This is a genomic window from Rhizobium sp. 2YAF20, assembly GCF_052114685.1.
Taxonomy (GTDB): Bacteria; Pseudomonadota; Alphaproteobacteria; order Rhizobiales; family Rhizobiaceae; genus Rhizobium.
This window is the reverse complement of sequence record NZ_JBFRFF010000030.1, coordinates 19847-38586: the sequence shown is the minus strand read 5'-3', so window position 1 is coordinate 38586 and position 18740 is coordinate 19847. Positions and strand designations below refer to the sequence as shown.

The following is an 18740-nucleotide window of genomic DNA, read 5'->3' as shown; positions in this document are numbered from 1 at the left end:
TCATACTTTCAGGCGACGCTCAAGGCGGCGCGTGAGGCTCGAAATAGGGTAGCAAAGAACGAAAAACGCCGTCATCACCACGACATAGGCAAGCACAGTGAAATCCAGCCGGCGAACGGCGGTGCTTGCATCTGTTGCGGCATGCAGGAGTTCATGGACCCCTACGAGCGAGGCCAGCGCGGTCCCCATGGTGATGGAGGAAAAGAGGTTCATCCAGGGTGGCAGCGAGCGGCGGGCGCATTGCGGCAGGATGATCCAGCGCAGCGCCTGCAGCCTGGAAAAGCCGAGGCCCTTGGCTGCTTCCCATTGCGTCGTGGCGATAGATTGAATGGCCCCACGCGTGATCTCAGCCACATAGGCGCTGGTCGGAATGGCAAGCCCGATCACCGCCTTCAGCCAGTCGGGGAAGGGCAGGTAGTGGCCGAACACCACGATCTCGAACGGGAAGATGTAGGTGGTGGCAAAGATCAGCACGAGATGCGGTGCGTTGCGGAAAACCTGAACATAGAAGACGACCGGATAGCGCACGAGCTTCAAGGGTGCGAGTTCGAAAATGCCGAGAACCACGCCGAGCGTCGTGCCACCCACCATGGCGAGCAGGCTGATGAGGATGTTCATGAGAAAGCCGCTGGCAAGATAGGGCAACCACGCGACGAGGGTCGGCAGCAGCGAAAGATCGGCAAGCAGCCAGATGGCGGCAAGCGCGATCAACGCGCCAAACAACCATGGCAGCCGGCTGTGCGCCGACGCCGACAGGATATTCATGTTCGTCATGATCCCACCCCGAACCCCGGCACCGCCAGGCGCTTCTCGACCCAGTGGCCGATCCGGGCGACGGCCAGGTTGATCGCGCTGAAGAACAGCAGGATGACGATCATCAGCTCGACGACGTTATCGCGCTGCGTCCAGACCATGATCGAGGCATAGGTTATCTCGCTCACCGCGATGGCATTGCCGACGGTCGTGAGCTTCACCAGATTGATCAGATTGTTGACGAGGACCGGCAGAGACGTGCGGATCGCCAAGGGCGCTTTCACGAACCTTAATATCTGCAGGCGGCTGAAGCCGATGGCGAGCGCTGCCTCCACCGTCTGCTCCGGTACGGCCTCTATGCCGGCGCGAAGGGCGTCCGCATGCAGAGCTGCTACATGTAGCCCGACGACGGCGACGACCCAGAAGAATGGCGAGAGCGGATTGTTCTGCGCCCCGCCCAGGACATTGGAGACGAGCGTGTTCAGCACCAGGAAGCTGAACATGAGTTGGACCAGCGTCGGCGTATTGCGGGTGATCTCGATCAACGCTCGCACCGGCGCCGATAGCAGCTTGCGCTCGGATGTCAGCATGGCAGCAAACAGCAGCCCGAAAGCAAGGCTGAGCGGGATCAGCAGCGCAATGAGATACAGCGTGGTGATGAAACCACCACGCCAGATCTGTGCCTCATAACCGCTGGCTAGGAACTCGTAGTGGAGCCCGATCCTGCCCGACCAGTCTATGAAGGCCTGAAGAAGGGAATTCTTCATGAACAGCCTTCTTTCAAGAGACCAAGAGCGTCACTTGCCTTCACTCTCGAGCTTCTTGTGTTCTTCCTCGAGATAGGCGGTGTTGAGCAGCCGATTGGTCCTGGCATAGTCTAGGAGCTTGCCGTTGACATGCAGCTCGCGAATGATCTTGTCGAGCGCGTCGCGGGTTTCGGTTTCCCCCTTGCGCAGCCAAATCACGGAATCAGACGGAACGAGCTCGGTAGGGAAGAGGATGGTGTAGTCCTTCCATTCTTCCGGGCGATCCTGAAGGAGAAGGCCGACGGTGGCGCCGACATGCACGGCGACGGCGCAATTGCCGCCTTGCAATGCCAGCAGCGATTCCGGTTGGCTGGGAAGAGCCTTCACTTCGGCGCCATATTTCTCGATCAAAGGCTGGGTGTAGTTCGACCCTTGCGAAACGCAGACCGCCTTGCCCTTCAGATCGCTCCAGTCCTTCAGGCCGCTGTCCTTTCGACCGACCGCGGCGCCGCCGCTGCGGTCATAGGCTGTGGGCACGTAGTCGAGGATCTTGGCGCGCTCATCGGTGTACTGCATGTTGGCGATTAGGATATCCACCTTGCCCTGCTGCAGGAACTGCACCCTATTCGGCGGCGTGACGGTTACCGTTTCCAGCTTGACGCCGAGCTTGTCGGCCAGCGCCTTGGCGATGTCGATATTATAGCCCTTCTGCTCCTGACCCGCCGGATCGATATAGCCGAATGGCGCGCCCGACAGAATAACGCCGACCGTTAGAGAACCGCGTCCCTTGATGCGATCGAGCGTGGCGTCGGCGTGGGCAATCGTGCTGAAGAGCGCACCGAATGAAAGGACAGCAGCGAAAAAAGCTGTCGAAGCTCGCTTGGCAAAGTTCATTGGATTCAAACTCCTTGGTCGGCGCGAAACCTAGAGAGGCTGGGCGGACCAGACCAGGAATGACATGCCATTTATCGAGGTTCGATGGAACGATTAATCTATATTATATATGGATTTTAATCCATATGTCTTCGCCCGAAAGACGTTCAGCTCAAGGCGGTGATAAACACCCTCGCTGATTGAATTTCGGTGATCCCCGCATCCTTGCATCAACCCATTCATCGGTCCTTAAGCAAAGGATGACAGTTTTGCTCCAATAGGTGGTGGGGGTGTATTCATGGTAAATGGTTTGATGTCGCGGGTCCGCATTCAGACGAAGGTACTCGTACTTTTGGCGCCATTCGTCGTTAGCCTGTGCGCGGTGGGACTGACGGGGTACTACGCGTCCAGCCTTCTCGAAGGGCGGATGGAGATCTCCAACCATGTTTTGCAGTCCCTTAACGGATTCAAGCATGTTTCTTCGAGCATGACCGGTTTTCTGATGAAGCCATCGCAGGAAGCCCGCGATACCGCGCTTGCGGATGCCCGGGAGCAACTGGCAAACCTGAAGCAGACGGTCGAGAGCCTAAGGCCGACGACTGATGTGGCGCTTCTTGACCGGGCGCTTGATCAGTCGCAAATCATCCCGCAAAAGATCGAAGCGATCTGGCAGATCGAAACCGGACAGCAGAAAATTCTCAGTGATGTGGACGCTGCTTCCGCAGCACTTCTTGACGTACAGGGCCAGGTCGGCAAACGCTCGTTCATGCTGATGGCTAGCGCGAAAAAGATGGAAAACGCCAACAAAGGCGGCCTGAACAATTCCGTCTCCATCAGTGCGGCCGCCAGCATCGCGACAAAACTTCGCAATGACTATACGAAGGCGACGACGCCGGCTGACAGAACTAGCCTACTTGCCAAATATGCCCCCGATTTGCAGAAGGCAAAGGAGCAGCTTTCGTCTGCCATGACGACGGACAGGCAAGCCGTCGCCGAGCAGTATGCCGCTGCCGTCGATGCCATTACGAACACTTCTAAGGTGTCGCCTGACACTTTGGACGTCGCAGCGACAGATACCATCGTTGCCAATCTTGCTTCAGTCGGCGACAGTCTCAAGGCGATTGGCGACGATCTGATGCGGACCTCCGTGCTTGCGCTTGCCGCGTCGGACAAGGATATCTCGCAGGCCACGAACGTCGGCAACGAACTGCGCGCCATCGTCAACAGCAACAACGAGATCCGCGTCGGCTTCGCCGAGCTGGCCGGCAATCCGGACGACATGCGCGTGAAGAAAGTCCAGCAGTCGATCTACATGTACCAGACCGAGCTCGGCCGTCTCGCCGGCGTGGTGAACGACGATCCAGTCTTTGCCGAAATTCCGAAGCAGGCTCAGCCTGTCCTAGACCTGCTTGCGGCGGATGCGGCAGCGCTCTCCGAAGGTGCTGCGCACAAACAGGCTGAATTCGACAGCGCTGCCGGGCAGATCGACAACACCTGGAATCTACTTGCTCAATTCGCCGAGACGCAAAGGCAAAATGCTGGTCAAGATCGTCAACAAGCCAATAGGATATCCGGCGGCGCCATTGTCTTCGGCATCCTTATCGCTATGACCGCAGGCGCCGCGCTGGTCGTCACCCTGAAGGGACCAATCACCCAGATTACCGCCGCGATGCGCAAGATTGCAGAAGGCAGGCTAGATACTGCAATCACCGGCGAAGCACGCGGCGACGAGATCGGGGAAATGGCCCGTGCGCTTTCCGTCTTCAAACAAAATGCGCTGTCGAATGTCGAAATGGAGCAACAGGCCGAAATCGCTCGCGGTGATGCAGAATCGGAACGCGCCCGCAACGAACTTGAGCGACGTAGCGCCAAAGTGCAGGTTGACTCAGCAATCGAGGCACTTGCAGAAGGGCTCACGCGGTTGTCGTGCGGGGAGTTGAATTTCTCGATCGAGACGCCATTTGCCGCCGAACTCGACCGGATCCGCACGGATTTCAACATGTCTGTCGCGGGTCTCAGGGAGACGCTCTGCGATATCCGCGCGACGTCTTCCCTCATCAACGACAATGGCCGGCAGATGGCCGAAGCCGTTGATGACCTGGCCGGACGAACGGAAAAACAGGCGGCCGCACTTGAGGAAACCGCAGCGGCAGTCGAGGAGATTTCCTCCGCCGTCAACACCTCTTCAGGAAGGGCGGCAGCAGCGCTTGCCCTTGTCCAACGTGCCAAACAGAGCGCCGACGTCTCCGCCTCCGTGGTCCAAAACGCGGTTTCGGCCATGGGGCGGATTGAGGACGCGTCGGGCAAGATCGTCCAGATTGTCAGCGCCATCGACGCCATCGCCTTCCAGACCAATCTTTTGGCCCTAAATGCGGGCGTCGAGGCGGCTAGAGCAGGTGAGGCCGGCAAGGGCTTCGCAGTCGTGGCACAGGAGGTGCGGGAGTTGGCGCAGCGCTCAGCGCGCGCAGCCAAGGAAATCGGCGAACTCATCAACAATTCCGTCCGAGAGGTTGCGTCTGGCTCAGAATTCGTCGGCCGAACCGGCAATGCGCTGATGGAGATTTCCAGCGAGATCGTCCATATCGTCGGTCATATTGAACTCATCGCCTCGTCAAGCCGCGAACAGGCAACAACACTCCATTCGATCAACGCATCGGTGAACGATATTGACCGCATGACGCAACAAAATGCGGCGATGGTGGAAGAGACGAATGCTGCGACCCGGCAGCTGTCGTCGGAAGCACTTGCGCTTACTGATATGATTGCTCGCTTTCGCCTTGAAGGCCACGAGAGCCAGGTTTCAAGGGGTTACGAGGCCGCGGCATGATGGCAGGAGGTAATCTCAGAACCTGTTAACGTGCGTTGAGATGTGATTCATGGTTTCCGCCTAGAGTCTTCATCGTTTCAAGGAAACGCTTCAAGGCTGTAACTGGCGTCCTAAACTACGCGCCAAGGCCAAGGGAGTGCGATATTTGCTGCGATCGGGTAGCTTGAAGGCGGGCGAAGTTTCGCCAAATCTGCATGGCGAAGTCTCGCAGTGCTCGATGGTGGGCTGACGCGATATCGTGGCGTCAAATGTCGAAGAAATTGGCAATCGGATCATTGATAGGCTGATGGAAATTTTCCGCCCGGCTGTTCAGGCCTTTGCGGGGAGCGATGTTCGACACCCGGCATGATGTCGCGCTTTGCCGCTCCGTATGATCGCAGCTTGTCGGTGATCATTACGCCCCAACCGGAGACGACGCAGAGGACCGCCGCATCCGACGACGCTATGGGGCGGGCGAGCTTCGACGGTTTGTGAATGACGTGCATTTTGGGTAGTGCTGAGCCGGACGAAATGGTCGTCCGACCCATCTGGCCGCGACTTGTGGCGAAGCTCGTGCTGGGCGCGGTTGTCGCCGACCGCAGCGACATCGAGGCCGGGCCCGTCCAGCATGTGCAGGACGGTCCCTACTTCATCTACGTCTCGGCCCACCGCAGCCGGTCGATGATCGAACTGCCGGGCCTTTCAATCAACATCCGCAAGAGGCCCTACCAAGTGGCAGGGGACATCCCTATCTGGGCACGCACCTTGCAGGTCCGTTGCGCAAACTGCTCGACAACCTGGCACCGTCGCGTGCCCGGAAAGACGCCGCGCGCACAATGGGAGGGGCGCCGTAGAGGCGAAACTCTACGAGTTCTGCCGCGCGTCCGGAACCGAATTCCTGAATTCGATCAGGGACAGGGCGCGCAATCTTGCGCCGCTGATCGACCGCGAGGACGGCTTCAGGAAGCTGAACACCATGATCGGCACACTCCTAAACACCGGCGAAGAGAAGATGGTGGCACCGGTCGTGCCGACGAACCAAAATCTGGAAGGAAGCCGGGATAGGTGGAGTTGACCTGCGGAAGCATCAACGATCAACTCTAGTATTGCCGGAATTCGGTGACGACAATGGGCTTGTAGCAGCGTTCTCCCGGACAGAGCCTCGCATCGGACGTTATCGTTCTCGAGCATAGGTGTGCTTCCATTTTCGGTGTTATGTATTTGGCGACTGGCCAACACTCCGATAGAGCATATAGGCGGCGACAACGAAAATGAGCGTAGCAAACAGGCTGTTCAAGATGCCTTTCCGGGTAGAGAGATGCCGAGCCAAAGAAGCGCCGACAATACCGCCGGCAACCCCGCCGCCGACGAAGATTGCCGCCAACGCCCAGTCTACATAGCCCGACAATGCATAGTTCAAGGCAGTCGTTAGCCCGAACGCGGTGACGGCGACCAGCGAAGAACCAATGGCATAGAGGATCGGCATGCCAGTCGAAGCGACGAGGCCAGGAACGATCAGGAAGCCTCCGCCAATACCGAAGAAGCCTGAAAAAATCCCGGTCATTGCGCCGAAACCGGCAACCTTGTGCACGTTCTCTCGTGAACACTGCGCACTGGGATCGCCTTCTGCCCCACGCTTCTTGAACATCAGGATACCAACGACCAGCATGAGCAGGGCGAAAAGAACAAGAAGCTTCTGACCATCGACCATCTTGCCGATGGTCGACCCGATCAACGCCCCGATGATGCCGGCGACACTGTAGATGCCGGCACAGCGCCATTTGACGTTCCCGAGCCGGGCGTGACCAATCAGATTGGTAAAGGCGTTGGCGGCCACGGCGAAGGCGCTTGTCCCGATTGCCAGATGGGCACTGGGGATACCGACGACATAGACCATCAACGGCACGGCGAGGATAGAGCCGCCGCCGCCGAACAGGCCGAGTGTGAAGCCGACCAGCCCGCCGGAAAATGCTCCCAGTCCATATTGGAGAGGATCGAGGTACATGAGTTTGTTCCAATCAGGCAGCCCTCAGTCGGCCTCGTTCTCAAGTTTAGGAGAAACAAGCCATTCACGCCCCTTGAGCATGCAGTGCCAGTAGATCGGCGGCAGGGCTTCGGCCTTCAAATACCAGGCAAGTGCGGACGGCTTCGTGCCGTCGATCATCCAGGTCGGAAAGGTCGGAAGGAGCTTGCCGCCATAACCGAATTCGGCCAGCACGATCTTGCCGCGCTCGACGGTTAGCGGGCAGGAACCGTAACCGTCATAGAAGCAGGGCATCTTCTTGCCGACCATCACTGCCAGCAGATTCTCGGCCACGATGGGAGCCTGCTTGCGGGCTGCGGCCGCAGTCTTGGCATTTGAAGTCGATGCGGCATCACCAAGCGCAAAGATGTTTTCGAACCGCTTGTGCTGGAGCGTCGCCTCATCGACCTCTATCCAGCCGCTAGCGGCCGCAAGCGGGCTTGGGCGGATGAAATCGGGAGCCACCTGTGGCGGGCAGACATGGATCATGGCGAAATCGCGCTTGTCGTTTATGACGGTGCCGCCGCGAGCTCCTTAAGGTTCTCGATGCGGATCTGCGGAGAGGCTGCGAGCGCGTCAGTGAGCTTGCGGATATCCATGGTGTCCTCCTAAGGACTATTTGAAATTGTAGTCCGGCACCGGCCGGCCGAGCGTGAAACGATAGGCGACCATGCCCGCCAGCATGGCGACGGTGAACAGCACTGGCTCCCAACGGCCGGTCGTCAGAGCCGCGATGGCGGGACCTGGACACAGGCCGACAAGGCCCCAGCCAAGGCCGAACAGAACCGCGCCGCCGATCAACCTTCTGTCCGGCTTTCCATTGGTCGGGACATGGAACGATGTATCGAGGACGGGCGCCGGGCGTTGGTTGCGGATCAGATAGGCGATTGACGAAGGGATCAGGGCTCCGCCCATGACGAAGGCGAGCGAGGGATCCCAGTTGCCGGTGATGTCGAGGAAGGCCAGGACACGGGCCGGGTTGATCATATCGGATACGACGAGCCCAGCCCCGAACAGCAGCCCGCAGGCAATGGCTGTCAAAATACGTGCAAACATCATGCACCTCCCACGAAGACTGTTCGAACGACAAACACGGTCAGTGCGGCAACCGCCATGAAGGTCGCGGTGGCGATCAGCGAGCGCGCAGACAGGCGAGCTATGCCGCAGACCGCGTGACCGCTGGTGCAACCCGAGCCAAGCCGCGTGCCGAAACCGACGATGAGGCCGCCTGCGACCAGCAGGAGCGGCGATGACGTCATGGTCAGTTCAGGTCGGCGAATTAGAGCGGATGCCAAAGCCGCGCCGCCGAGAATACCGCCCATGAAGCCAATCCCGAGGCGGCCGATGCCGGCATGGGTCAGGCCGGCGGCCGATGCCGCAAGACCGGAAATGCCGGCGATCCTGCCGTTCAGAAGCAGATAGAGGGCCGCGGAAAGGCCGATTAGGAGGCCACCCGAAAGGGGCCAGAGAGCGTTAAGGTGGGTCATGATGCCCATAGTGCGTTGACGGGAATTTTGATGTACTGGACGCCGTTGTCTTCGGCGGGTGGCAGTTGACCGGCGCGCATATTGACCTGGACGGACGGCAGAATGAGCCTTGGCATGGCGAGCGTTGCGTCCCGCTCGGTGCGCATTTGGTAGAATTCGTCTTCGGTGACGCCGTCGTGAACATGGATATTGCCGCTGCGCTGCGCGCCAACCGTCGTTTCCCAGACGTAAGTGTCACGGCCCGGCGCCTTGTAATCGTGGCAGAGAAACATGCGCGCTTTTGCCGGCAATTTGGTCAAGCGGCGGATGGAGCGATAGAGTTGGCGGGCGTCGCCGCCTGGAAAGTCGCAACGTGCCGTACCGTAATCCGGCATGAACATCGTATCGCCGGGGAATATGGCATCACCGATGACATAGGCCAGGCACGCAGGCGTATGACCCGGAACATGAAGAACCGTCGCCTCCAGACCGCCGATGCTGAACCGGTCCCCATCATTGAAAAGCTGGTCGAACTGGCTTCCGTCGCGCTGGAACTCGGTGCCGGCATTGAAAATCTTGCCGAAGACTTCCTGTACTCGGACGATGTCTTTCCCGATGGCCAGTTGCCCGCCCACAAGCGCCTGCAGCATCGGGGCCGCTGAAAGGTGATCCGCATGCGCATGCGTTTCCAGTAGCCACTGCACTTCAAGACTTGCGGATTTTATGTAATTAATAAGCTCGTTTGCTGACACGCTGGTCGTGCGACCCGAGGCAGCGTCGTAATCAAGCACACTGTCGATGATGGCACAGGCGTTTGAACCGGGATCACGCACCACGTGGCTAACGGTAAAGGTTTGACTATCAAAGAAAGATTTGACGACGGCGCGGCGTATTTGGGCAACGAGCGCCGCGGCGATGACGGCGCTGGCGTGATCGAGCGCAACATCAGGACTTCTCTCGTTCATGACTGCTGTCTCCGTGAAATGACCGTAGCAAAGATACATATATACAATATCTATGCAAGTATGTATTTTGTGGAAATCAAAGGGGTCTTCAGGTAAGGATCGCATCCCTCAACCTTAAAAGCCCAATAGTGAGCGACCGCAGAATGAACGACGTCCCAGAGATAGTCCCGCCACGCATGAACGATCTCGCCCCCGGCTTTACGGCGCGGTCGACCGCTGGCGAGATCGCGCTTTCTGGCTTTCGTGGGCGATGGCTTGTGTTTTTCTCGCACCCCGCAGATTTCACGCCCGTTTGCACAAGTGAGTTCATTGCCTTTGCCAGGGCACAGCCTGAATTCGACAAACTCGGTTGCGCTCTGTTGGGGCTTTCGGTCGACAGTCTCTATTCCCATGTCGCCTGGTTGCGCGATATCCAAGATCGGTTCGCAGTGACGATCAAATTCCCCGTCGTGGAAGACCCCTCCATGGTGATCGCGCGCGCCTACGGCATGCTCGACAGTACAGCACCCAGCAGTGCGACGGTGCGCGCCACCTATGTCATCGACCCCACAGGCATCATCCGGGCCGTCGTCTGGTATCCGATGAATGTCGGCCGATCCGTCGACGAACTGCTGCGCCTCGTGGCGGCCCTGCAGGCATCCGAGCGCGAGGAAGCTTCCACCCCTGAAGGATGGCGCCCCGGCCAGAACCTCATCGAACAGGCCACGATTGCCTTCGGCCCTTCGGCCGATAAAGTCCGGGACGGCGAAAGCTGGTATTTTCGGGAGAAGCGGGCATGATTGGCGGGAAACCGGATGTTTTGCTCGGCACGCTTCAGGAAAAAGCTCCTGAAGCGGCGGAATTCATGCGCCAGTTCGGCAATGCCAACCGGCTGATGCTTCTTTGCCACATCGCTGCAAAGGAGCGGTCGGTCAGCGACATTCAGGACGGCCTCGGCATCAAGCAACCCGCACTCTCGCAACAATTGGCGGAGCTTAGACAGTCGGGACTAGTTAAGACGCGCCGCGCTTCGCGGCAGATCTACTACTCAATCGCCGACGGGCGGGCAAAGATCGTCATGGATATGCTGTTCAGCCTGTTTTGCGCGCCGGACATAGCCGCCGCCGTGCCGACCTCGGCATCCGTCATCTCTGCCACAGTGACACTCCAGCCTCCCCGTCCGGTACCGGTTACAAACGGGCTTGCCATGGGCGAGGCGGCGCATTTCGCGCGCCTCGATCCAGTTGAGCGCTAACTGAGAAATTGAAGCAAAACTACATGCCTGCCGCCAGCGCCAAGGCTGATCGAGGCATGGTCGAGCGACAGCTAAATTGCACGGCGATGCTTTTCCCGGCTTGACCGCGCCTAAGTCTATGCCCGCTATTGACCCCATTATGAAGTTGCCACGGAAGAACTTGGTTGGCTGGTCGACCACATCAAGTTGCTCCAATCCCTGGTCAAAGAGGTTTGCGGCGAGCGGCTCGCACTGTGATCGTAGTCAACTCCTCTGGAAATCGGTGGCGATGATATAGAGTGTCACGGGCAAATCTGGTCATCCCACCAGATCCCACATTTTGATCGATGCTCGGTTAACGTTACGGTGCCTGCCGATTTGTTCTGAAAATGCACTGGGAGGAGGGCCCAATGACCACGATCCATCAGAGGCTGTATCGCGAACGGCTGACATCCGCAAACAGGGCGGTCACGATGATCCCGTCCGGGGCGAAGGTCGCGATGCCACTGGCTGCCGGTCAGCCACCGGCTATCCTTGCGGCGTTTGCTGAACGGGCCCGCGCGGGGGCCGTCGAGAATGTGCGGCTCTATTATCTTCTTTGCACTGGTGTCGCCGGCACCAGCGTGTTTGATTTCGAACTGCGCGACGTGATCGTCCCGATGAGTTACTTTCATGGAGGCGTGGAGCGTGCGCTCGACAAGAGGCGATCGGCGGAGGCGTTGCCCGCCGTCGACTTGGTACCCTGTCATTTCAGCCAGGTGCCGCGCTCGATGGTCGAGCATGTCGGTGTGGACACGTTGATTGCAACCGTCTCGCCGATGGATATGGATGGCAATTTCAGCCTTGGCGCCAGCACCGATTATGCGCTCACGGTATCGCGAAAGCCCGGAATCCGGCTGATCCTCGAGGTCAATCGCAACATGCCTTATGTGCGGGGCGATTGCATGATCCCTGTATCAAGCGTGACAGCGCTGGTTGAAAACGACGTCAGCCTGCCTGTGTTGGCCGCCGCTGCGCGCAATGAAGTGGACGATGCCATCGGCGCGATCATCGCGGGTCTGGTGGAAGATGGCGATTGCCTGCAAATGGGTATCGGTGCTTTGCCTGATGCGGTGTGCTCGGGGCTTTCTCGACATCGCCACCTTGGTATCCACACGGAAATGATGACGCCCGGTCTCGCCAGGCTAATCAAGGCAGGCGTGGTTGACAACAGTTGCAAGCAGACACATGTCGGGCAGTCAATCTTCACCTTTGCACTGGGAGATCAGGCGCTTTACGACTTCCTGAACAACAACCCGGCTGTTGAGGCCTATCCAGTCGACTATGTGAACAATCCCTTCGTCATCGCGCAGAATGACCGGGTGGTGTCGGTCAATGCGACGCTGCAGATCGATTTGAACGGCGCGTGTAATTCGGAATTCGTGAACGGAAGGCAGTTCAGTGCGTCCGGCGGCCAGGTTGATTTCGTGCGCGGCGCTTATGCCTCGCGGGGGGGACGTTCGATCATTGCCTGTCATTCCACAGCGGCGAAAGGCACGTTCTCGCGCATCGTTCCGGCGCTGACGGGACCGGTGACAACATCGCGCAACGACACGCATATCGTTGTTACGGAGTATGGATGGACGAACCTTAAGGGCAAGTCCGTGGCCGAGCGAGCAAGGGCGCTGATCGGGCTGGCCCACCCCGATTTTCGCGAGGATCTGGACCGGGCACCCCACGGGGCAGGGCGTTATGTTAGCACTGCGCTGGATTGACGGACTTTGAACACCGAGCGTTGAGATGAGAAGGTCGTCTCAGATCCCTACAGGGCGACCAATGTGGTCTGTGCAACGTGCTAATCGGCGTGCCGCCGCTGGTGTTGTGCCATTGTCGACCACTATAGTGATGAAGCGGTCGGACAGGAACCGCATGCCGATTGACGGGACTGGCTAAGGATCGCCATGAAAACCATCCGTTTGCCGCTGTCAGGACCTTAGGGCCTGCTGCGATATCGGCGTCTGTCCAGCCCAACACATTCGTATCGCATCGAGCGCCATAGTCGAAGATACTTGGCAGCTCATGGAGCCTGTGCTCGAACCTGCGTTCCGGGCGGGGGCTGACCATGGCGATGAATGAAATAGACTGATGCAGCCAACAGAATCTGCGCCAGATAGGCAAGCCTCTCGCGCACGAAGGAGAGTCCCGAATTTTGGCGACGCAGGCGCTCCGCGCCGAATTGCCCGATTATTGTCACGAAACCGGCGGGAAATCATCCGTTTTCACTGACATGGTTGTCACGGTGACATTCGGGCCGCCATGCCCTCCAAGCCATCCTATATGGCTGCCAGCCTTCGACTCATTTTATCGCTAAACCGGCCCCCAACGTGTCGGCGATGGCGTTCCAGTCCAGCGAGGCACCATCTTGAAAATCGGTAGCGACATCACAAGCATTCAATATCTGCGGGCCATCGCCGCGATTTCCGTCGTTTTCTTCCATGTCAGCGAAGCGTACGGCCTGGAATTCAAGATCGGAGCGGCGGGTGTCGATATATTCTTCGTCCTCAGTGGCTTCATCATGTGGGTCACGACCGAGACAAGACCGGTCGGTCCGCAAGAATTCATGTTGCGCCGGCTGATCAGAATAGTGCCGCTCTACTGGGTTGCGACGGCGGCAACATTCGTCGTGGCCATGTTGAAACCGCAGTTCTTCTTTAACGCGGATTTGAGCATCTGGAATTTGATCGGCTCGCTGTTTTTCTTGCCCGTCATGAAGGACGAAGCACTGCGTCCCGTTGTCGAGCAGGGATGGACCTTGTCCTACGAGATGTTTTTCTATCTCATCTTTGCCATTTCATTGCGTCTGCCGGAGCTCAGGCGGTTTTGGTTCCTGATGGCGGCTCTGGTGACCGTCGTCGTTGCGCATTACCTGCTGCCCTTCAGCTATGTTCGTATTTTCACGGAGCCGATCATTCTTGAATTTGCGGCCGGAATCGTCATCGGACGCTTGTGGAAGCAGGGCTTTCGGCTGCCTTTTCGCGTCGCCGTCGGCTTGATGATTGCCGGATTCGTGCTGCTGCTGGCGAGGGACCCGATGGCCCATTTCGACCGGGTAGTTCGCTGGGGCGTACCGGCAGTGTTGCTGTTGTTGGGCGCTGTTTTCGCAGAGCGGGAGCGAGGCGCTCCCAAACTTGCATTTTTGCAGTTCCTGGGGGAGGCCTCTTATTCCATTTACATTTGGCACGTGCTTACCGGCGTCATGGTAACGGCGCTGCTGTTGCGCGTCGGGGTGCCGCACGCCGCGCAACCTGGGTTTGTCGCATTGGGTTCGCTGGCCTTTGCGATCGTTTGCTATCTGTATATAGAGCGCCCGATGCTCCGAAAAATGCGATCTGCACGCCCAAAGCCGGCATATCGCAGCTGACGCATATGCTTGGCTATTTCGATCCAGCAGTGGGTGTGGCAGCCCTTCTGGGGCCAACTGTGACCGGGTTCATATTCGACGGGACGCGCAGTTGTCTCGTTCCCATCACCTTCAGCATTGCCGCTGCGGTCGCAGCAGGATCCCTAACGCTGCTGCTTCGGTGAAGCCAGTCCGTTGTTTGCGACATATGCGGGTTGTGATCAACGGCCTCAACTTTACCGACGCTATTGCTGAAGTGGCACTGCCGGTCCGGCCTTTGCCCGTCAACTCCGTGGAGTTGGCATGAAGACCGGGCGGTCCGAGCGTTTGGTCCCCAAACGATCAGTCCCGCTCGTGCGCCCCAGCCTTCAAAATGAGGGTAATACAGACTCAATCATATACACCAATCTTTAATTGTATTTATTTGATATTTCGCATAAAAATTGTTGCTTGCCGCAGTTATTAAGCGCATCTTGGTTTAACTCACCGGCCATGCAACGGCACTGGCGCTTGGAAGAGCACGGTGCCTTCACCCCTGAAGAGTAAGATGATCGGCAAATATGCAGGCCTGTTAAAGAACCGTTCGGCCCGTGGGCTTTCGCTCGTCGACCTTCGGCTTTCTACTCCCAGTCTTGAGCGGGTCCAGCTCGGCCCTCTACTTGTCGAGTTGACCACCGGCATTGTTGCAGCTTACGTACAAAAGCATTTTGTGCCGACTGCTGAACTGGCGAAGCTGATTGCTGGCGTGCATGGTGCCTTAGATGGTATTCAGGCGTCGGGCACGACCGTTGTGGCGACGCCCCTTAAAAAACAAAAGTCCTCAGTCTCCATCCAAAAGTCAGTCACCGAAGAGTTCATTATTTGCCTGGAGGATGGAGAACGGTTTAAGTCGATGAAGGGTCACCTGGGCAGCAAGTACAATTTGACCCCCGATCAATACCGCGCAAAATGGGGTCTCTCTGAGGACTACCCAATGGTTGCACCGGTCTACTCCGAAAAGCGTTCCCAGTTGGCGCGAGACCACCGCTTTGGACAGAAGCGCTCGGGCAAAACACCTGACATTGGGCCCTGGTGACAAAGTTTTGGAGCCATATCTTAGCAGCTGCGACGGCCAAGAACGGCGCATATGAAGTTCTAGTCTTATTATAGCGTGTGGCGACCCTGCGGAATTGTTTGATCCGTTGTGTTTTCGTCGCTGTTTGCTGGTGATGATTGCAGCTGGCGCGATGAGACCGAAGCCATCGGCCTGCTGCTGGTTTCACTAGGGCCGTCATGCCGAGCACTGCCAGCCAAGACGGTTGCGACGTCAAGGCCGCCAGCAGTACACCGGGTTGAGACTTATGTGGCTCGGATGAACTAGGCTGTCGCCGTCGTAGCACTCCGGGCATTGTCGAGCGCCCAGGCGCCCGCGCCGGCGAAGGCGAGATAGAGGAAGGTAAAGCAGAACATGATGGCAAGCTCGCCCATGTTCAGAGCTGGCCAGAAGCCTTGTGGGGCATGGGCCATAAAATAGGCAGCAGCCATCTCGCCTGAGGCGATGAACGCGGCGATGCGGGTATAGTAGCCTAATGTCAGCAACAATCCAGTGATCACCTCGATCGCGCCGGCTGCGAGCATGATGGCGGGCAGAGGATAGGGTACGCCCGGAATCGCCGCCGGAAACTGGAAGAACTTCATCGTTGCATGTTCGAGGAACAGCAGGGCGGTAACAATTCGCACAATGGCCAGGACATAGGGCGTCCATTTGTCGGTATTTGGCATTACATATTTCTCCTTTTGTTTGCCCAACCGGTCAGACGGCTGCGGCCTTAAGCTGTTGATTTTCTTTCCACAGGTTCATCATCATCTTGAATGGGCCTTCGACATAGTTTTCGAATACCGGCAAGCTGGTAGGCTCGCGGCCGGATTTCACTGCCAGAAACGCGATGATGTCGTCGGACTCGGCGATGTAACGGCCCGGTTCAAGCTGGGCGGATGGGAAGCTCACCTGGGCAAGATGCGGACTGAGTTCGGCACGAATATCCTCTTCCTGCTTCGATCCGGGCGCGAAGTCACGGATCTCAACCGCCTCCATCATGCCAGCTTCGAGTAGGAACAGTCGGACTTTCAGGCAGAAGGGGCAGTTCTCCTTGACATAGACAACCGGCTTGAAAGTGGGATTGGTCATTACGCTTCTCCTTGGGTTGGGATAGCTTCGGGCGCATTGCCGAAGCGGAAGCTGGATGCGGTGAGCCCGCCTGCGAAGTCGGTCTGATGGTAGGAGACGGCACCGGATTCATCCCTGGCGGCGCCAACGGCCACCATCAGCGGCATGAGATGGTCCTCTTGTGGATGTGCGGCACGGGCAAAGGGGGCTTGCTCCCACTCGAGCAACCGCTCGGCGCGCTCATAGGGCGACGAGTGGATCAGCGTCTGCTGGAGCCAGGCATCGAACCGGCGCGACGGCTCGTAGCCGCTGCTGCCCCGCATTTCCCGCAGATTGTGATAGCTCAGACCGCTGCCAATGATCAGCACGCCTTCGTCGCGCAACGGTGCCAGGGCGCGCCCGGCTTCAAGGTGCAGTGCCGGATCGTAGCTAGCATCCAGTGAGAGTTGAACGACCGGGATGTCCTCGTCCGGGTAGAGCGGCTTCATAATGCTAAATGTGCCGTGGTCAAAGCCGCGAGCAGGATCAAGTCCCGCTTTAAGGCCGCGTGCCTGCAGAAGGTCCTTCACGCGCCTGGCAAGCTCCGGTGAACCCGGCGCGCCATATTTGATGTGATAGAGATACTCCGGGAAGCCGGAATAATCGTAGACCATTCCCGGTTTGGCGCCAGACGAAATAGCGAAGCCTTCGCCCTCCCAATGGCCCGAAATCACCAAGATTGCCTTGGGCGCGTCGCCGAGCTCGGCCCTCATTTCGATCAGCGATTGCTCGAGTCTGTCGAAGTTGCGGCGGAATTCGCCAGTCATATACGGCCATGGGCCGCCGCCATGGCTGACGAAATAGGTCGGGAGACGGGCATTGTTCATTGCGTATGTCCTGTGAAGCGATACCGGCAGCTGCGGAACGGGATCCGGTAGGACCGCGCACTTTCGCTGGTGTTTCTTTGACAAGACGATTGAACGTTTCACATGAATTGATCTATAGGCCCAATGTTGAAGAAGCATTTCCTCTAGGTTGATAATCGATGGATACGCTAACGAGTTTACGGGTCTTCTGTGCTGTAGTGGAGTTGAAAAGCTTTACGGCCGCGGCAGAGCGCCTGGGTCTTTCGCCAGCGATGGCGAGCAAACATATAATGCATTTGGAGAACCGGCTTGGGACTAGACTGCTCAACCGGACGAGCCGCCACGTCAGCGTGACCGAAACCGGGCTGCTCTATTTCAATCAGGCCCGGCAGACGCTCGATGGACTGGACGAGGTGGAAGCCGCCGTTAGCAACGTCGCGGTGACGCCTCGTGGGACGCTAAAGCTGAGCGCTCCGGTGTGGGTTGCAAATACCCTTGTCGCCCGTATGTTTGCCGAATATCATCAGCGTTATCCCGAGGTGTGTCTCGATATTGATTTCAGCGGCCGGATCGTCAATCTCGTGGACGAGGGCTTCGATCTCGCCCTGCGCGCAACGACACCCGAAAGACTCGATCCTGGTCTCATCGCACGCCCGCTGACGAAGATCGTTTTTCACGCCGTAGGTTCGCCCGCCTATCTGGCGCGCACCGGCCGGCCGGCGAAACTGACCGATCTCAACGGACATTCGTTGCTGCAATACAGCGGCGTGAGCTCGAACGGTAGCTTAGCCTTTGATGCTCCGGAGGGCCGCGAAACGGTGAAGTTCCGGACGGTGATGCAAAGCGAGAACGAGACCATGCTGCACTTGGCAGCGCTCGAGGGCATGGGTCTCGTCTTTTTGCCGGCATTGATGATCCAGCCGGACATCGCCGAAGGACGGCTGGAGATGGTGCTGCCGGAGACACTGCACTTCAGCGCAACGCTCTACGCCGCCTATCCCAGCCGGAAATATCTTTCGGCCAAGGTGCGCACCTTCATAGACTTCCTTTCTTCGCGACCACACCTTTGCCCGGAGATTGAAAACCCAACCGTGACGGGATGATGTTCTTGCCATCAGCCGCTTCTCTGTGCCCTACAGATGTGGCCGCATCGGCATCTTTTCACCCAAAGTCCGCGATTCTTCCGAGTTTGCCTTGGTAATCGGCAGAGCTTGCATGATCCGTCAGTGCGGAAATGGACGCATCGGCAAGAATCGGGATTGGCAGCTAACGACAGCCGATGCGTAAGCCCTTAAATATGAACCAGAATTTGTTCGGTAACGCACAGACAACCTTGGGATCAGATCAATGGAACACACGCGTCTAATAGCAAACATCAGTGCTCCTCTACATCCGGTCGATGACCCGCGCCGAGCCGCTGGGCGCGAGGAAGTTCTCGCGCTGGCATTTCAAGAACTTGTACGACAGGTTGTCGCAGCAGGCTGGCACGAGCCAGAGGTCGCTTTGACTTTGGCCGATATCGCTG

The 18740-nt window shown here is 58.1% G+C and carries 17 protein-coding genes and 3 pseudogenes; 7 read left to right on the top strand and 13 right to left on the bottom strand.

The genetic code is table 11. The annotated features are described in order from the left end of the window. Genes AB4Z52_RS26165 through AB4Z52_RS26155 form a run of 3 tightly spaced genes read right to left on the bottom strand, consistent with a single transcriptional unit; the run spans nucleotide 1 to nucleotide 2393 of the window. Nucleotides 1-774: an amino acid ABC transporter permease gene (locus AB4Z52_RS26165; RefSeq protein ID WP_442220811.1), complete on the bottom strand. Its 774-nt coding sequence runs from the start codon at nucleotides 772-774 to the stop codon at nucleotides 1-3. Next, complete coding sequence (locus AB4Z52_RS26160; RefSeq protein ID WP_442220810.1) at nucleotides 771-1520, bottom strand: amino acid ABC transporter permease; 750 nt, start codon at nucleotides 1518-1520, stop codon at nucleotides 771-773. Before AB4Z52_RS26160 ends, AB4Z52_RS26165 begins: the two co-directional genes overlap by 4 nt. A gap of 30 nt (nucleotides 1521-1550) precedes the next feature. Further along, a complete protein-coding gene (locus AB4Z52_RS26155) occupies nucleotides 1551-2393 on the bottom strand; it encodes a transporter substrate-binding domain-containing protein (protein ID WP_442220809.1) in 843 nt (280 codons plus the stop codon). Between the two features lie 277 nt (nucleotides 2394-2670). Here AB4Z52_RS26155 and AB4Z52_RS26150 point away from each other — a divergent pair, with 277 nt between their 5' ends. After that, nucleotides 2671-5199 (top strand): methyl-accepting chemotaxis protein, encoded by a 2529-nt coding sequence (locus AB4Z52_RS26150; RefSeq protein ID WP_442220808.1) that lies wholly within the window; start codon nucleotides 2671-2673, stop codon nucleotides 5197-5199. Nucleotides 5200-5314: 115 nt separating this feature from the next. Here AB4Z52_RS26150 and AB4Z52_RS26145 read toward each other — a convergent pair. The 6 genes and pseudogenes from AB4Z52_RS26145 to AB4Z52_RS26120 all read right to left on the bottom strand — a co-directional run. After that, nucleotides 5315-5594, bottom strand: a pseudogene (locus AB4Z52_RS26145) (hypothetical protein); the annotation flags it as partial. Between the two features lie 797 nt (nucleotides 5595-6391). Next, the gene (locus tag AB4Z52_RS26140; protein WP_442220807.1) at nucleotides 6392-7183 is read right to left on the bottom strand and encodes a sulfite exporter TauE/SafE family protein; all 792 of its coding nucleotides are present in this window, start codon (nucleotides 7181-7183) and stop codon (nucleotides 6392-6394) included. Nucleotides 7184-7207: 24 nt separating this feature from the next. Next, nucleotides 7208-7723: pseudogene (locus AB4Z52_RS26135) on the bottom strand (TIGR01244 family phosphatase); the annotation flags it as partial. Nucleotides 7724-7816: 93 nt separating this feature from the next. Further along, nucleotides 7817-8257, bottom strand: coding sequence for a DUF6691 family protein (locus AB4Z52_RS26130; RefSeq protein WP_442220806.1), 441 nt, complete (start codon nucleotides 8255-8257; stop codon nucleotides 7817-7819). After that, nucleotides 8257-8688: a YeeE/YedE family protein gene (locus AB4Z52_RS26125; RefSeq protein ID WP_442220805.1), complete on the bottom strand. Its 432-nt coding sequence runs from the start codon at nucleotides 8686-8688 to the stop codon at nucleotides 8257-8259. The genes AB4Z52_RS26130 and AB4Z52_RS26125 overlap by 1 nt, the downstream gene beginning before the upstream one ends. Continuing rightward, the gene (locus AB4Z52_RS26120; RefSeq protein WP_442220804.1) at nucleotides 8685-9632 is read right to left on the bottom strand and encodes an MBL fold metallo-hydrolase; all 948 of its coding nucleotides are present in this window, start codon (nucleotides 9630-9632) and stop codon (nucleotides 8685-8687) included. The genes AB4Z52_RS26125 and AB4Z52_RS26120 overlap by 4 nt, the downstream gene beginning before the upstream one ends. Before the next feature lie 143 nt (nucleotides 9633-9775). On the opposite strand from AB4Z52_RS26120, the gene AB4Z52_RS26115 reads away from it, so the two are divergent. From AB4Z52_RS26115 to AB4Z52_RS26095, 5 genes are all read left to right on the top strand, one after another. Continuing rightward, nucleotides 9776-10411 carry a peroxiredoxin gene (locus tag AB4Z52_RS26115; RefSeq protein ID WP_442220803.1) on the top strand — a complete coding sequence of 212 codons (636 nt, stop codon included), beginning with the start codon at nucleotides 9776-9778 and terminating at the stop codon, nucleotides 10409-10411. Then, entirely contained in the window at nucleotides 10408-10866 is a 459-nt protein-coding gene (locus AB4Z52_RS26110) for an ArsR/SmtB family transcription factor (protein ID WP_442220802.1), read from the top strand. Before AB4Z52_RS26115 ends, AB4Z52_RS26110 begins: the two co-directional genes overlap by 4 nt. 389 nt (nucleotides 10867-11255) lie before the next feature. Beyond that, nucleotides 11256-12599: an acetyl-CoA hydrolase/transferase family protein gene (locus AB4Z52_RS26105; protein ID WP_442220801.1), complete on the top strand. Its 1344-nt coding sequence runs from the start codon at nucleotides 11256-11258 to the stop codon at nucleotides 12597-12599. Nucleotides 12600-13246: 647 nt separating this feature from the next. Then, complete coding sequence (locus AB4Z52_RS26100; protein WP_442220800.1) at nucleotides 13247-14245, top strand: acyltransferase family protein; 999 nt, start codon at nucleotides 13247-13249, stop codon at nucleotides 14243-14245. 526 nt (nucleotides 14246-14771) lie between these two features. After that, nucleotides 14772-15299 (top strand): MucR family transcriptional regulator, encoded by a 528-nt coding sequence (locus AB4Z52_RS26095; RefSeq protein ID WP_442220799.1) that lies wholly within the window; start codon nucleotides 14772-14774, stop codon nucleotides 15297-15299. On the opposite strand, the pseudogene AB4Z52_RS26090 reads toward AB4Z52_RS26095, so the two are convergent. The 4 genes and pseudogenes from AB4Z52_RS26090 to AB4Z52_RS26075 form a co-directional block, all read right to left on the bottom strand. Then, nucleotides 15292-15405: pseudogene (locus tag AB4Z52_RS26090) on the bottom strand (IS5 family transposase); the annotation flags it as partial. The gene AB4Z52_RS26095 and the pseudogene AB4Z52_RS26090 sit on opposite strands and share 8 nt — an antisense overlap. Before the next feature lie 175 nt (nucleotides 15406-15580). Next, nucleotides 15581-15985, bottom strand: coding sequence for a DoxX family protein (locus AB4Z52_RS26085; RefSeq protein WP_442220798.1), 405 nt, complete (start codon nucleotides 15983-15985; stop codon nucleotides 15581-15583). Between the two features lie 31 nt (nucleotides 15986-16016). Continuing rightward, nucleotides 16017-16391 carry a glutathione S-transferase N-terminal domain-containing protein gene (locus AB4Z52_RS26080; protein ID WP_442220797.1) on the bottom strand — a complete coding sequence of 125 codons (375 nt, stop codon included), beginning with the start codon at nucleotides 16389-16391 and terminating at the stop codon, nucleotides 16017-16019. Next, nucleotides 16391-17236, bottom strand: coding sequence for a DODA-type extradiol aromatic ring-opening family dioxygenase (locus AB4Z52_RS26075; protein WP_442220796.1), 846 nt, complete (start codon nucleotides 17234-17236; stop codon nucleotides 16391-16393). Before AB4Z52_RS26075 ends, AB4Z52_RS26080 begins: the two co-directional genes overlap by 1 nt. A gap of 158 nt (nucleotides 17237-17394) precedes the next feature. Here AB4Z52_RS26075 and AB4Z52_RS26070 point away from each other — a divergent pair, with 158 nt between their 5' ends. Further along, nucleotides 17395-18318: a LysR substrate-binding domain-containing protein gene (locus AB4Z52_RS26070; RefSeq protein ID WP_442220795.1), complete on the top strand. Its 924-nt coding sequence runs from the start codon at nucleotides 17395-17397 to the stop codon at nucleotides 18316-18318. Nucleotides 18319-18740 lie beyond the last annotated feature (422 nt).